The following is a 13,478-nucleotide window of genomic DNA, read 5'->3' on the forward strand; positions in this document are numbered from 1 at the left end:
TTCATGTTTTCTAGGCGAGTGCACAGAACCTGCGCTATCGTCATCATGGGAGGGACATCAAGTTGCTCATTCATGCTGCATCATTGCTGCTGCTTGCTTTTGCCGTTAGCTTGGATGGATTCGGCGTTGGCGTTACGTACGGACTTCGGCGCATCCGAATTCCGGTGCCATCGATTGCCATTATCGCCTTTTGTTCCGGATTAGTTGTTTGGCTGTCCATGCAAATTGGTGCGCTGTTTACCGGTTATATGTCGCCGGATGTGGCCAAATGGATTGGTGCAATCCTGCTGATGCTGATTGGCGTATGGGCGCTCATCCAGTATTGGAAGCGCAGAACGGAAGGGGACTCGGAGGCGGATTCCGAGGAATCCACTGCAACTGCCTCCGGATCATCCGCCTCCGCTGAGAATAATGGTCCCGGCGCTGTTATGGCGGCAGGCAACATTCGGATGGCGGCATCCACGATCGTGATCCTGGAATTGAAGCGATTAGGCATTGTGATTCAAATCCTGCGGACGCCGCAAATGGCGGACGTGGATCGATCCGGTATTATTTCGGCATCAGAGGCCGTGCTTCTCGGATTCGCATTGTCGCTCGACAGCTTCGGAGCGGGCCTTGGTGCAGCGATGGTTGGTTTCAATCCACTATTGACTGCGGTGGTCATTTCCGGGGCGAGCGGGGTCTTCCTGCTTGCGGGTATGCGGCTAGGTTTCCGATTCGCAGCTTGGCGCGGCATGCGTGCATTGTCGGTGCTGCCTGGTATTATGCTGATTGTAATGGGCGCTATGCGTTTAATGTAGGTGAAGGACAGAACTTGAGGTGAACGTAGTGATACTGGGATTAACCGGCGGCATCGCTTGTGGAAAAAGCACCGTCAGCGCCATGCTTGTATCGCATGGCGCCAAGCTAATCGATGCCGACCAGGTTGCCAGGGAGGTCGTACTCCCCGGCGAGCCTGCGCTGGCAGCGATTGTTGCTGAATTCGGACAAGCGGTCTTGAACGAAGACGGCACGATGAATCGAGCTGAGGTCGGCAAGCTGGTATTCGGCAATCGCGAACGGTTGACGAAGCTCGAAGGCATTCTGCATCCTGCGATTCGAGGACGAATGTGGGAGCGAATCAACGCCTATGCGGCGGAAGATTCGAATCAGTTAATTGTAGCGGATATCCCTTTATTATATGAAACCGGACAAGCATCGCTGTATGAGGCTGTGATGGTCGTATATGTACCGAAGGAGATTCAGATCGAACGGCTGATGCAGCGTAATTCGCTGACGAGGGAACAGGCTGAGGAGCGCACGGCGCTGCAGATGGATATTGAAGAGAAACGACGGCTTGCGGATATCGTCATTGACAACAGTGGAACGATAGCCGAAACGGCGCAGCAAGTGGAACAGTTTTGGCGTGGGCAGGGATTGCAGCTATGACGATGAGAAAACTTCGAAGAAGAGTCATTCTAATTATTACGTTAGCTTTTGTCGTACTGCTGTTTGTTCGTTCGGAGTGGATGAGCCACTGGATGTATCCTGTCCACTTCCGGGAGGATATCGTAATCAGTGCGGATAATTATAAGCTTGAACCACATTTGGTGGCCGCCATCATTAGAGTAGAAACCAATTATAAGACTGGGGTTGTATCGCGTAAAGGCGCTATAGGCGTTATGCAGCTGATGCCGGACACAGCAAACTGGATTATTCAGAAGGGCGGCTTTGGCAAAATATCAACCGAAGCGATCTCCAATCGAGCAGATGTAAGCATTGAAATCGGGGCTTGGTATTTGAATGCATTAAATCAACAGTTCGATGGCAATATGTATACTGTGATCGCTGCATACAATGCAGGACCCGGCAACGTGAGAAGGTGGCTTGCGGACGGAACTTGGGACGGTAAGCTGGAAACGGTGGATCAGGTGCCTTTCGGGGAAACAAGGCACTATATACAGCGGGTCATTTATTATTATAATAAGTACAAGACCCTTTATCCGGACTTATTGGAAAGCAACAAATAACTTTGGCCGGCAGCCCACAGGCAACCAGCCAAAGCTTGGAGATTACAATCTTCGATTATCGACCTGCAAGAGATTGTTCGGCGATTTGCACTAGTTTACGGGTAATACTACCCCCGATAGAACCGGCATCCTTCGTTGTGATGTTACCGTAGTATCCATCGGATGGAAGGGAGATACCCAGCTCTTGTGCGACCTCATATTTCATTTGGTCTAATGCAGCACCTGCTTGTGGTACAACGAGTTGACTGCTACCGTTGTTGGCCATTTGTCGTTCACCTCCTTGCGGTTGGTAACTGTATTATGTGCGTTAGACCATTTTTCATTACAGGTAACGATTGGGAAACGATTAATAACGTGTTATTTCGTATTCACTATGCATGTAGACGGAGGAGCTTTAGACGATGAAATGTCCGTATTGCGATTATGCTGGGACGAAAGTGCTCGATTCCAGACCCGCTAACGAAAATAAATCGATACGCCGTCGCCGTGAATGCGAGAAATGCACGCGGCGGTTCACGACCTTTGAGATGGTGGAAGAAACGCCCTTGATCGTCATCAAGAAAGACGGCAGCCGGGAAGAATTCAGTCGCGACAAAATTTTGCGCGGTCTTATCCGTGCATGCGAGAAACGTCCCGTCTCCGTGGATCAGCTGGAAATTATCGTGTCCGAGGCGGAGAAAGAGCTTCGCACGACGGCACAAGCCGAGGTGGAGAGCCGTGAAATCGGCGAGCTCGTCATGTCACAGCTGTATCCGGTGGACGAAGTGGCTTATGTCCGATTCGCGTCGGTATACCGCCAGTTCAAGGATATTGACATGTTTATGAAGGAATTGAATAGCCTGCTGAACAAGCATCCTTTGAATTAAGATAGCTTGGACGAGCATCGGAAGCCTGCAACCACGATCGTAGTGGTTTGCAGGTTTTTTTATGTCCAATCCGCAGATAGGAGTGTACGACGTTGGTATGATATGGTATGTTCTAAGTAATAAGTAGTAAGTAGTAAGTAAATTGACGGAGGGGATTTCCGTGAACCGAGAATATGGCCTTACAGAGCAATTTGCTATCGTAGCCTCAGATATCCGGGAACATCGGAAGCATACTTTCAATCGAACCAATTTGGAGGTGTACGTGGTCGGTGCAGCCATTATTGAGCTAATGCTGAATGAGCGTGTTCTTGTGGACGCTAAAGGGTACCTCCGCATAGCCGATCATGCTGTTGACAACTCCTACCTGAATTTCATTCCTCTGGAGGATAGCTTGTCGAATGCTCGCAGGCCTAAGAAATTAAAGGGCTGGATCCATTACTTCTACATGAGGTATAGGCTGCGCCAAACGATGTTTGGGTCCTTGACGAAATCATTGTTTGACGAAGGCGCGCTTGCGATGGAGAAGCGGAAATTCCTCTACATGTTCCCCTATCATCGTTATGTCACCACTCCCGAGCACAAGGATCCCGTTATTCAGCGACTTCGGGCAGAACTGTTGGAGGACGGACCGGTGACCAAAGAAACCGCCATGCTGGCCATGATGATGGAGACCTCGCAGCAGCTAAAGGTTTATTTCTCAGGTTATGAGCAAAGCGAGCTGAAGAGAAAGCTCTCAGAGCTGCATGAAACGCAGCATGAGGAATGGAAGAACATCAAATTGATTCGCAGAGCCCTCGAAGAGATGGAAGCATCCTCATCATAGGTGCGGGTGCTGTTGTGACGTGAGGAGAGAGCCATGTCCAGACGCAGAAGCTTAGAGAAGATTATGTCATCCGAGCTAGTCACGATAAGCGAGCTTGTTCAATTATCCGGCATGCGATACAGCACGCTGAAGTATTATGCAGAGATCGGCTTGCTGCCGTTCGAGCAGTTGGATGTCGGCCTTGTAAGACGATACCCCAGGGAACAGTCGCTGCAGCGGCTTGAGGAAATTGTCTTATGCAAGGAGCGGGACGGGATGACGATTCAGGATATTATAGAACGCTATCGTGTTAGGTAAGGGATAGTGCGGTGCACCCATTAGGGTGCATTTTTATTTTGTCATCATGGTGGAAAGGAAGCTGCGCGGGCTGTCCGTTTGACAGAAAGGATGATAAAGCGTTACATCTATAGTAAGGTGAACGTGGAGAGAGGAGGCTTTCAAGTATGGATAAAACGAAAATTCTCATCATCGAGGACGAGACGGCGATTGCCGATTTGCTCGCATATGGATTAACGAGAGAAGGTTTCCTGACTAGGATTGCCTCAAACGGAGCAGCAGGCATCGAGGCGCTTGAGCAATTCAACCCTGATCTGCTTCTACTGGATTGGATGCTGCCTGATCAGAGCGGCCTGGAACTATGCAAACGCGTCACGGCAGATTCCAACATCCCAATCGTGATGATCACGGCAAAATCAGATATTACGGACAAAATCCTCGGCCTGGAATTCGGAGCCGACGATTATATTACGAAGCCGTTCGATCTGCGAGAAGTCATCGCACGCATCCGTACTATTCTTCGGCGACTAGCGAATGCGAATCGCGTGGAGGAAGCAGAAGAGGAGCAGCCACTTCGGTTCCACGATGTCGTAATCGTCAAGAGTGAACGAATCGTCCGCAAGGGCGAAGAACTCATCGATCTGACGCCGAAGGAATTCGATTTGCTTATCAAGCTGTGCGGCAATCGAGGACGGATCTTCTCGCGAGAGGAGCTGCTGGAATTGGTATGGGGTTATGAGTACGCGGGAGAAACGAGAACGGTCGATAACCATATTCAGCGGCTGCGGAAGAAGCTGGACGCGAATGAATACATAACGACCGTATTCGGCATCGGCTATAAATTCGAGAAAGGGACGACGTAGATGTTCCGATCGATCCGCGCTAAATTCATTGTCGGCTTCTTTCTTATTTTCTGCTTCGCGTTCGTGCTCATTAATCAGACGGTCTCCCAAATCATCCAAACGAGTAATCGCAATATTATTACCGAGGATCTGATTGGACTCAAGAAGAATAGTAACGGCTATGTGCGTCAGGCTTTCTTGATCAATCATTTTACGAACAATGATCTCTATTTCGGTCAAATTGCCGAGGAGATCGCAAGTGATTTGCATTACGCAACCTCAAGCGAAGTGAGCGCCTATACGGTTGACGGCGTACTGCTGCACTCCACGAATCCGGTCGCTTTCAAAAGTGTATCTACGGATGATCTCAAACAAGCTTTGCGAGGTGTGACAGCCTATACGATTTCGTATGACAAGGGCACGGCATCCGTCGTTTATGCCTATCCCGTAATGATCGACGGCGTAAAGGTCGGTATTCTGCGATATGCCAAATCCTTTAACCTGCTCTATGAGCAGAGCGGACGCATATTGGATGCAATCTTCTACTTTGCGCTCGCGATCTTCACCGCTGCGTTCTTGTTCTCGTATTTGCTCTCGAGACATATCACCATACCATTGGTCAAAATGGCCAAAGCGTCTGAAGAGGTGAAGAACGGGAATTTAGCGATCCGGCTGTCGATCAAGCGCAGAGACGAAATCGGCTTGCTTGCCGGCAACTTCAACGCGATGATCGGACGAATCAGCAGCCAAATCGAACGAATCGGGCGCGATCGGGATCGGCTGGAAACGGTCAATATGCAGCGAAAGCATTTCTTCGACAAGGTGACCCATGAGCTGAAGACGCCCCTTACTTCAATAATGGGTTATGCGGAATTGATTCGAGAGAATGGTGAAAACGATAAGGCTTTCTTCCGCAAAGGCATGGATCATATTGTCGAGGAGAGCCAGCGGCTGCACGGTATGGTGCTTTCGCTGCTGGAAGTTTCGCAAGAGAAGGAAGGTTGGCAGGAGCGGGTGCGCGTGGACGTGGGTATCACACTACGCGATGTGTGCGAAGCCATGACATTTAAGGCACAGCGATACAAGAAGACGATTGCCGTAGAGGCCGGGGAAGGTCTGGTTGTGCTGGCACAGCCGGACAAGCTCCGCCAGTTGATCATTAACTTGCTCGACAATGCGATTAAGTACAGCTCCGCGCATTCGGAAATTGGCATGAACGCTGTATTGGATGATTCAGGATTCATACGTCTTGCTATCGTGAATCAAGGAGAGACCATTCCCACAGACCAGTTGGCTCGCATCTTCGAACCGTTCTTCCTTGGGGACAGCAAGCAGAAGGAAGCGGGCAGCGTGGGGCTCGGTCTCAGCATAGCCCAGTCCATTGTCCACGAGATGAACGGAAGCATCGATATGATCAGTAAGAACGGGGAAACGGTTGTTTATGTGAATTTGCCGCAGCACCTGACAGAGGAGGATGCAACGGAATGAACTTACGAATAATGTCCATTGGCTGTGCATTCATCCTGTTGGCAGTCCTGTTGACGGGCTGTATGCGTGATCTTAAATCCGAAACGATCATTATTCCGGATTCGGGGGAAGAGGATGCTGGCTTACCTGACAGCCAGCCGTTTGTTGTGAAGACGATCTACCGACTCCCATTATCTAATGAGAAAAGTAGCTACGGATGGAGCGGCCCTCAAACCGTTGATCATGTCTCTACCATTGGGCTCGCGCATGAACGTTTTGCTCCGCCTTATTCAGAATCAGAGAAGCTGCCTATGCTTACGGACGATGCTTCGATTCAGGCCGATGGCCTATCACCAGGTGGCGGCTATGTTTCAGGGTATTCATCGACGAGGGATGGCTTGTCGCTATGGATCATCTCATTATTAACGGATCAACGGAAGAAGCTGGTTCAGACCGTGCAGTTCTCGAGACTTGGGACAGGGCGATTGATGTGGTCAGGTACGGACAACTATGTTTCGTATGTTGGTATAGATGACAGCGGCGATTATATCGGTGTCTATGATACGAAGCTTGGCACGCAGAAGCATTATTCGATTCCGGACTGGAATCGTTCCTACAGCATCCAATCGGTTATGATATCGGGTGATGGCCGGAACGTTTGTATCATGAAGGAAGAGAATGGTTATTCTGGACTTCTGATTGGCTCGTGGCAGGGCGATCACTTTGAACAAAGGTATGAGCACAGAATCAGCCACGATACGCGGCCGGCATGGCTGAGTAACGAACAAACAGCATTCGTCGGAACGGATGACACCCTGTTTGTGTATGATCTGCGTACTGCTGAGATCAACGTGCTGCATGATCGTGTCGGCAGCTTCGCGCTGTCGAGCGATCGCAAATGGATCGCGTTCACGACAGATCAGGTCGCCATCAAAGCAGCTAAGCTGCAAGGCAATAACGTGCTGCAAGAACAGACGATCTATCGGGGTCTGGTGCCCATAGAAATGGGCTGGAGTCCGGATGGCAGCAGATTGCTCGTACAAGGACGAAAGCCATATGAAACATCTGCAACGCAGGCAGCACCTGCTATCGAAACACAAGACAGCGGGCCTTTAATCATTCAATTTCAATGAGGACGGGTTTAACGAAGCATCTTGCCCAAGGTACGCATCCAAGCTGAGATGCAGTTGCCTAAGACAAGATGCTTTTTTGGCGTGAACGCGTATGCCCTTCTTGGTGACAACTTGTTTACAAGTTGAAGAAGTGTTGGTGACATCGATGGCTTAAAGTATAGAAGTCGTCGAATGATCAGCTACATGGGATTCGGCGGGAAAGGGAAGGGGAACTGGATATGAACAAAGGAATCCACGGGCTCGCCAGCTTGCTGTTAATCTTCAATCTGGCTGCATGCAGCGGCACTAACGCACAAACAGACAATAAGCCGGGCGGAACTGTTCAGGATACAGGGACCGCCGGTGATACGACGAATGTCGGTAACGAAGGCGGTACTAACAATGGGAATGCCGGAGGGAATACCAATGACAACGACAAGGCCAAGAAAACAATCGTATTCTCGACCTTCTTCCCTGACGACAGGTTTAAGGAAGCCAAGAAGAAATACGAAGCACTGCATCCGAATATCACCATTAAACTGCAGGACGTCGGTGTAGATGACTCGCATCTGGAAGCTGCTATGGAGAAATATGTGACCACGACGAACACCGAATTGTTGGCGGGTAAAGGTGCCGATCTGATTCAAACGGATTTACTGCCTATCGACAACTATGCAAGCCATCATTTGCTGGCTGATCTGGTTCCGATAATGGAGGCGGATCAGACGTTCAAGAAGGGGGATTACTTCAGCAATGTGCTCGATAATGTGCGCATTGGCGAAGGGCTCTACAGCATGCCGCTCAGTTTCTTCCTCAAAGGTTTTGCAGGCGACGACAGCGCCATCGCTCAGACAGGCGTCAAATTCGATGATCAATCATGGTCATGGAACGACTTTATTCAAACCGCCAAACAAATGACTTCCAAGGGCGGCTATTCCACGGCGCTGGTTTATGGCGGTCCGGAATATATGCTTGCCAACATGGTTAATGACAACTATTCCTTGTTCGTCGATACAGCCGAGAAGAGCGCATCCTTCGATTCATCAACTTTCACGGGACTTATGAAACAGGTCAAGGGCATGTTCGATGACGGATTAATCGATTCGCAAGGCCGCAGGGATTCCTATTTCCAAGACATTCAAATCAACTCGCCATGGGATTATCTCGTTTCTCTGCGCGAAGTCGGCGAGAATACGAGCTTGTATGCCAAACCGCATGCGCAGGATACGAAAGTCGGCGGGTATTTTGAAACCTACCGGAATGTTGCGATTAATGAAAGCTCAGCTGTGAAGAAGGAAGCTTGGGATTTCGTGAAATTCATGATGTCTGATGCGGTGCCAACGCGGCCAACATCAGCGGGATTCCCAATCAACAAGCAGATGTTTGCGAAGCAGATTGAACAATTGAAGAAGGAAGGCACCGTGCAGGCTTATAAAGAAGGCCCTCTACATGGATTAACTTTCGACGTAGATCATACGAAACTGGCTAAGCTTGAGGCATACGTGAACGGAGCGGTTCATCCGGTCGAACGCGATTCTACCAAGGTGGGCGGCGAGGTAGGCAAGGTCATTGTTGAAACGGCGACCGCTTATTTCAGCGGACAGAAATCCGCCGAGGATGTGGCCAAGCTTATTCAGAACAAAGTGACAACCTATCTGAATGAATAGGCAGCTCTTGAAGAGAATCCGCGGTGGCGATGGCTGGAGAGCCCTGCTATTCTTGGCACCGAGCCTGGCCGGTTTTGCGATATTCTATGTCATTCCTTTCATAATTGGGGTTTATGAATCATTCACGGATCAAGCGCTTGGCGGGAAATTCGTTGGTTTGGGCAACTACAAGGAGCTGCTTGCCAGCGGCTCCTTCCGCAAGGCTGCGTCCAATACGCTGCTCTTTACCGGAATCGGCGTCCCGCTCTTGCTCGTGGTGTCCTTGACGCTGGCGCTGGTGCTGAATCGGCAGGTTGGGCTTCGCAGCTGGCTCCAAACAGCCTTTGTTCTGCCGCTGGTCGTTCCGGTTGCTTCCATTGTGTTGGTCTGCCAAATTTTCTTGGATTGGAATGGCACGCTGAACGCTTGGCTGCACGTCTTACATGTCGAGCGAATCGATTGGATGCAGTCCAAATGGTCGATGAGTGTGCTCGTGATGATGTACATGTGGAAAAACATCGGCTACGATATGATCTTGTTTCTGGCGGGGCTTCAATCGATCCCGAAGGATTATTACGAGACGGCACGGATCGAAGGTGCAGGGAGGCTCAGACAGTTGTTCCATATAACTCTTGTTTACTTGACGCCGACTATGATCTTCGTTGTGCTGATCTCAATCATCAATTCGTTCAAAATCTTCCGAGAAACCTACTTGCTCGCAGGAAATTATCCATTTGATCGCATCTACATGCTGCAGCATTATATGAACAACATGTTCTTCGAGCTGGATATCCAGAAGCTGACGGCTGCCGCGGCGCTGATGGTGGGCTGCATTGTGGTGCTGGTTACGGGATTGCTGCAAGTAGAGCGACGTTTCCGGTCGTTCATGGAATGAGGCAGGCGGGAGGTAGCCATGAAGATGTTAATGAAATTCCCGCGAGCCTTGCTGAGTATGCTGCTTGCAGCGGCAGCAATCATGATGCTGATTCCGATTGTGCTGACGTTTACGAATTCGCTGATGACGGAGCAGGAAATCGGACTGAATTATGATCTCATCGGCAAAATGACGGATACGGCGCTCGGCGGACAGCGACAATTCGTCAATTTGAAGCTGCTTCCGGATTGGCTGTCGTTCAGCCAATATGCGCAGGTGCTCATTCTGGCGCCAAAGTTTCTCCATATGTTCTGGAATTCGACTGCGCTTGTTGTGCCAATCATCGCCGGTCAGACAGTGGTATCGACGCTTGCCGCTTATGCATTCGCGAAGCTTCGTTTTCCCGGGCGTGAGAAACTATTCATGCTCTATGTCATGACCATGCTTATGCCCTTCCAGGTTACGCTGGTTCCGAATTATTTGGTGGTGAATCAGCTTGGGCTGATGAACAGCGATGCAGCGATTATCCTGCCGGGCATCTTCGGCGCCTTCGGCGTCTTCATGATGCGTCAGTTCATGACGCATATTCCCGGTGCTTACGTGGAAGCGGCCAAAATGGACGGCGGCGGCCATTGGATTATTTTCACGCGCATCATACTACCGCTTGTTCAGCCGGGGTTAGCGGCGCTGACCGTTCTGCTGTTCGTCGATTATTGGAATATGATCGAGCAGCCGCTAATCTTCCTTCAGGATGCCGTGAAACAGCCGTTGTCCCTCTATCTCGCCCAAATCGACCAAGAGGCGAGGGGGATCGGATTTGCCGCTTCCGCGCTGTATATGACGCCGATGATCCTGCTCTTTCTTTATGCAGAGTCCTATTTCATCGAAGGCATTCAATTGTCGGGCATTAAAGGATAGTTCAGGAGTGAGGTTATGGAAGAAGAGAACACGCGAGCTCGGAAGCGTAAAATCCGCCTGATAGCAGGCTTGTTTCTAGTCCTGTTGGCAGGCTTAACATTGGCCGGCAATACGCTCCAGTCGTTGTCGTTAACTAAGGTCTACACGATTGAGGCTGCCAAAGGACAGCTGTCACATGTCTATGAAGGTACAGCGACTTTGGTCCCCTATGACGAAAGAGAACTCACGAATCCAGCTGGCTGGACGGTCACCAGCGTACGAGTGAAGAAGGGTGAGGCGGTTCACGAAGGGCAAACGCTTGTTGAATATGACGATACAGAAGCGAAGCAGCAAATCGCCGCGGGGCAATCCGTGCTGAAGAAACTGGAGCTGTCGATCGAGGGACTTCAGCAGAATTTCATTCAGGCCAGCAGTTCTGATGATGCTTCTGCGAAGCTCGCAGCCAAGCTTGCGATTGAAACGGCCAAGCTTGATATCGCCGATCAGAAGCTCGCGATCGAGCTGCTTCAAGCTTCCGCTGCAGCGAACAGCCGAATTACGGCACCTTACAATGGGATCGTCACAGATGTCCACGCCGAAGTGGGGTTGAAGGGCGATGGATCTCCGGATATTCGCATTTCGAATGCGGCGAAGGGTTACCGGTTCGAGCTGTCCGTTCCGTCTGATCTTGGCGCGTTGCTGCAAGTGGGAGAGAAGCTTGAACTATTGAAGCTCGGCAAGGAGAGTGTGGTGCTGACAGGAGTTATCGCCGAAATCAAAGGAACGGTACAAGCAACTGATCATGCTGGCGATGTTGCTCAGGGTGAAGCAACAGAGGGTTCGGCGACGAATACGATTGGCGTCACGGTGCAGGAGAAGTCGCTTCGCGGGGGGGAGCGAGTTCAGGTGATTCTGACCAAAAACAACTCGAGTGATGAAATGATCATTCCTAATGCAGCCGTTCACAAGGACGGAAGCGGCACCTATATCTACTCCTACGAGGAGAAACAAGGTCCGCTCGGTAATGCTTATCATGTGGTGCGTATTCCCATCGAAGTGATTGATGAGAATGATACGACAAGCGCCATTCGAGGCGGGATATTCGAGCAGCAGCCGATCATACTGGACAGCGATCACCCGATTATGGAAGGAGAGCGAATAAGACTTTAATCGAAAGCGATAGGGGGAAAAATGTTTGAATAGGGTTTGTTTTGGTTTGAACTTGCCCGAAACCGGTTCACATGGTAGTGGCGGCGTGATATAGTGGGGTGACATTTGCGAATGATTGCACGAAGAAGCGAATTCGCATTCAGCTCATCATGAAAGAGGTTGATCCAGGATGAAGATTACGCGCTGCGCAGCAAACCCTATCGTCACGCCAGGTCTGTACGATTGGCGCAAAGCGACGGTATTTAACCCGGCTGTTATTATCGAAGGCGATAAATTCTATATGATTGAGCGGACTGCGGGCAGTCTGGATCCGTTCCAATGTTTCTTAGGTTTACTCGAAAGCGATGATGGTATCAACTTCCGTCATGTGCAAGACACGCCTGTTATTCACCCGGAGCAGTTTGGCTTCCCCTACGGCAGCATTCAAGATCCGCGTGTCGTGAAGTTCGGCGATACGTTCTATATGAACTACGCGCTTCGTCCGTGCTCGATGAGCTACTACCCAACAGGCGTCGGTCTTCCGAACAATTCTAAGCCGGAGTACCCGAACGGCTGGGGCAAACCGGAGGATTGGCTGACTCGTTCGTCCATTGCAACCTCCAAGGACCTGATCAACTGGGAGTTCTTATGTGATACCACTCCGCTTGAGATCAATGATCGCGATAATATTCTATTCCCTGAGAAGATCGGCGGTAAATACGCTCTTCTTCGTCGCCCGGAAGAGTACATCGGCGAAGAATATGGCACTGAGAAGCCGGCCATGTGGATTTCCTATTCCGAGGATATGATTCATTGGGAAGATCCGATCTTAATTGCGCAAGTGGAGCAGGAATGGGAGTTTAAGAAGATCGGAGGCTCCACGCCGCCGATTAAGACCGATAAAGGCTGGTTGACGCTCTATCATGGCGTAGGTCCGGATCATATCTATCGTGTTGGCGCAATGCTGCTTGACCTGGAGCATCCGGAGAAAGTTGTCGCGCGCGCACCGGGCTTTATTATGGAGCCGGAAGAGTATTATGAGAAATTCGGCCTGTTCATTCCGAATGTTGTATTCCCGACAGCAAATGTAGTGAAGGATGGGCTGCTCTATATCTACTATGGCTGCACGGATACGGCGATTGGTCTGGCAACTGTTCCGCTGGATGAGCTGGTAGAGTATATCATAACGGAGAGTAGTAAGTAGGATGTAGAGAAAAGAAGTTTCGGGTGACCGAAGCTTCTTTTCGTCTATATGTTCATTTATTCGGCAAAAGGAATACAAGCATTCTGAAAGTAAATGCGTTGACAGCGTATTCAAGCTCGTGTTAAGATAACATTTGTCACTGATTTAACACGGGGCCTTAGCTCAGCTGGGAGAGCGCTTGCATGGCATGCAAGAGGTCAGGGGTTCGATCCCCCTAGGCTCCACCAAACTTATAACCTGAAACCCTTACAGCCGTAAGGGTTTTTTTGTTTTTACTTTATTATGGTTTGAACAGCGGCTCTACAAAGGTGCT

At 50.1% G+C, this 13,478-nt stretch carries 15 protein-coding genes and 1 tRNA gene; 15 read left to right on the forward strand and 1 reads right to left on the reverse strand.

Annotation, left to right across the window (positions count from 1 at the left end; translation table 11 throughout):
* Positions 1-62 precede the first annotated feature (62 nt).
* Genes AC0YN4_RS12395 through AC0YN4_RS12405 form a run of 3 tightly spaced genes read left to right on the forward strand, consistent with a single transcriptional unit; the run spans position 63 to position 2,009 of the window.
* A complete protein-coding gene (locus tag AC0YN4_RS12395) occupies positions 63-800 on the forward strand; it encodes an MntP/YtaF family protein (protein WP_475781766.1) in 738 nt (245 codons plus the stop codon).
* A 28-nt stretch (positions 801-828) separates the two neighbouring features.
* Positions 829-1,428, forward strand: a complete 600-nt coding sequence (gene coaE / locus AC0YN4_RS12400) for a dephospho-CoA kinase (RefSeq protein ID WP_475781893.1) — start codon at positions 829-831, stop codon at positions 1,426-1,428.
* Entirely contained in the window at positions 1,425-2,009 is a 585-nt protein-coding gene (locus tag AC0YN4_RS12405) for a lytic transglycosylase domain-containing protein (protein ID WP_475781767.1), read from the forward strand. The genes coaE and AC0YN4_RS12405 overlap by 4 nt, the downstream gene beginning before the upstream one ends.
* A 55-nt stretch (positions 2,010-2,064) precedes the next feature.
* On the opposite strand, the gene AC0YN4_RS12410 is transcribed toward AC0YN4_RS12405, so the two are convergent.
* The gene (locus AC0YN4_RS12410) at positions 2,065-2,274 is read right to left on the reverse strand and encodes an alpha/beta-type small acid-soluble spore protein (RefSeq protein ID WP_090981608.1); all 210 of its coding nucleotides are present in this window, start codon (positions 2,272-2,274) and stop codon (positions 2,065-2,067) included.
* 136 nt (positions 2,275-2,410) lie between these two features.
* Here AC0YN4_RS12410 and nrdR point away from each other — a divergent pair, with 136 nt between their 5' ends.
* The 12 genes from nrdR to AC0YN4_RS12470 all read left to right on the forward strand — a co-directional run bounded on the left by nrdR (position 2,411) and on the right by AC0YN4_RS12470 (position 13,392).
* Complete coding sequence (gene nrdR, locus AC0YN4_RS12415; protein ID WP_091214235.1) at positions 2,411-2,875, forward strand: transcriptional regulator NrdR; 465 nt, start codon at positions 2,411-2,413, stop codon at positions 2,873-2,875.
* 160 nt (positions 2,876-3,035) lie between these two features.
* Entirely contained in the window at positions 3,036-3,698 is a 663-nt protein-coding gene (locus AC0YN4_RS12420; protein WP_475781768.1) for a GOLPH3/VPS74 family protein, read from the forward strand.
* A 33-nt stretch (positions 3,699-3,731) separates the two neighbouring features.
* Positions 3,732-3,995, forward strand: a complete 264-nt coding sequence (locus AC0YN4_RS12425) for a MerR family transcriptional regulator (protein ID WP_475781769.1) — start codon at positions 3,732-3,734, stop codon at positions 3,993-3,995.
* Between the two features lie 146 nt (positions 3,996-4,141).
* On the forward strand, positions 4,142-4,837 hold the full coding sequence (locus tag AC0YN4_RS12430) for a response regulator (RefSeq protein WP_475781770.1): 696 nt from the start codon (positions 4,142-4,144) through the stop codon (positions 4,835-4,837).
* A complete protein-coding gene (locus tag AC0YN4_RS12435) occupies positions 4,838-6,304 on the forward strand; it encodes a sensor histidine kinase (RefSeq protein ID WP_475835906.1) in 1,467 nt (488 codons plus the stop codon).
* Complete coding sequence (locus tag AC0YN4_RS12440; RefSeq protein ID WP_475835907.1) at positions 6,301-7,416, forward strand: hypothetical protein; 1,116 nt, start codon at positions 6,301-6,303, stop codon at positions 7,414-7,416. Before AC0YN4_RS12435 ends, AC0YN4_RS12440 begins: the two co-directional genes overlap by 4 nt.
* A 218-nt stretch (positions 7,417-7,634) precedes the next feature.
* A complete protein-coding gene (locus AC0YN4_RS12445) occupies positions 7,635-9,062 on the forward strand; it encodes an ABC transporter substrate-binding protein (RefSeq protein ID WP_475835908.1) in 1,428 nt (475 codons plus the stop codon).
* Entirely contained in the window at positions 9,055-9,936 is an 882-nt protein-coding gene (locus tag AC0YN4_RS12450; RefSeq protein ID WP_475835909.1) for a carbohydrate ABC transporter permease, read from the forward strand. The genes AC0YN4_RS12445 and AC0YN4_RS12450 overlap by 8 nt, the downstream gene beginning before the upstream one ends.
* A 24-nt stretch (positions 9,937-9,960) precedes the next feature.
* A complete protein-coding gene (locus tag AC0YN4_RS12455) occupies positions 9,961-10,833 on the forward strand; it encodes a carbohydrate ABC transporter permease (protein WP_475781894.1) in 873 nt (290 codons plus the stop codon).
* 15 nt (positions 10,834-10,848) lie between these two features.
* The gene (locus AC0YN4_RS12460) at positions 10,849-11,982 is read left to right on the forward strand and encodes an efflux RND transporter periplasmic adaptor subunit (RefSeq protein ID WP_475835910.1); all 1,134 of its coding nucleotides are present in this window, start codon (positions 10,849-10,851) and stop codon (positions 11,980-11,982) included.
* 169 nt (positions 11,983-12,151) lie between these two features.
* Positions 12,152-13,165, forward strand: coding sequence for a glycoside hydrolase family 130 protein (locus AC0YN4_RS12465; protein ID WP_475835911.1), 1,014 nt, complete (start codon positions 12,152-12,154; stop codon positions 13,163-13,165).
* Between the two features lie 151 nt (positions 13,166-13,316).
* Positions 13,317-13,392 (forward strand) — tRNA-Ala (locus tag AC0YN4_RS12470).
* Positions 13,393-13,478 lie beyond the last annotated feature (86 nt).

The organism is Paenibacillus sp. J22R3 (genome assembly GCF_056269305.1).

Bases quoted from the DNA above. Each gene is read 5' to 3' on its own strand.
- AC0YN4_RS12435 (WP_475835906.1), top strand. From the start codon at position 4,838: ATGTTCCGATCGATCCGCGCTAAATTCATTGTCGGCTTCTTTCTTATT.
- AC0YN4_RS12410 (WP_090981608.1), bottom strand. From the start codon at position 2,274: ATGGCCAACAACGGTAGCAGTCAACTCGTTGTACCACAAGCAGGTGCT.
- AC0YN4_RS12405 (WP_475781767.1), top strand. From the start codon at position 1,425: ATGACGATGAGAAAACTTCGAAGAAGAGTCATTCTAATTATTACGTTA.
- AC0YN4_RS12430 (WP_475781770.1), top strand. From the start codon at position 4,142: ATGGATAAAACGAAAATTCTCATCATCGAGGACGAGACGGCGATTGCC.
- AC0YN4_RS12450 (WP_475835909.1), top strand. From the start codon at position 9,055: ATGAATAGGCAGCTCTTGAAGAGAATCCGCGGTGGCGATGGCTGGAGA.
- nrdR (WP_091214235.1), top strand. From the start codon at position 2,411: ATGAAATGTCCGTATTGCGATTATGCTGGGACGAAAGTGCTCGATTCC.
- AC0YN4_RS12460 (WP_475835910.1), top strand. From the start codon at position 10,849: ATGGAAGAAGAGAACACGCGAGCTCGGAAGCGTAAAATCCGCCTGATA.
- AC0YN4_RS12445 (WP_475835908.1), top strand. From the start codon at position 7,635: ATGAACAAAGGAATCCACGGGCTCGCCAGCTTGCTGTTAATCTTCAAT.
- AC0YN4_RS12440 (WP_475835907.1), top strand. From the start codon at position 6,301: ATGAACTTACGAATAATGTCCATTGGCTGTGCATTCATCCTGTTGGCA.
- AC0YN4_RS12455 (WP_475781894.1), top strand. From the start codon at position 9,961: ATGTTAATGAAATTCCCGCGAGCCTTGCTGAGTATGCTGCTTGCAGCG.
- AC0YN4_RS12465 (WP_475835911.1), top strand. From the start codon at position 12,152: ATGAAGATTACGCGCTGCGCAGCAAACCCTATCGTCACGCCAGGTCTG.
- AC0YN4_RS12425 (WP_475781769.1), top strand. From the start codon at position 3,732: ATGTCCAGACGCAGAAGCTTAGAGAAGATTATGTCATCCGAGCTAGTC.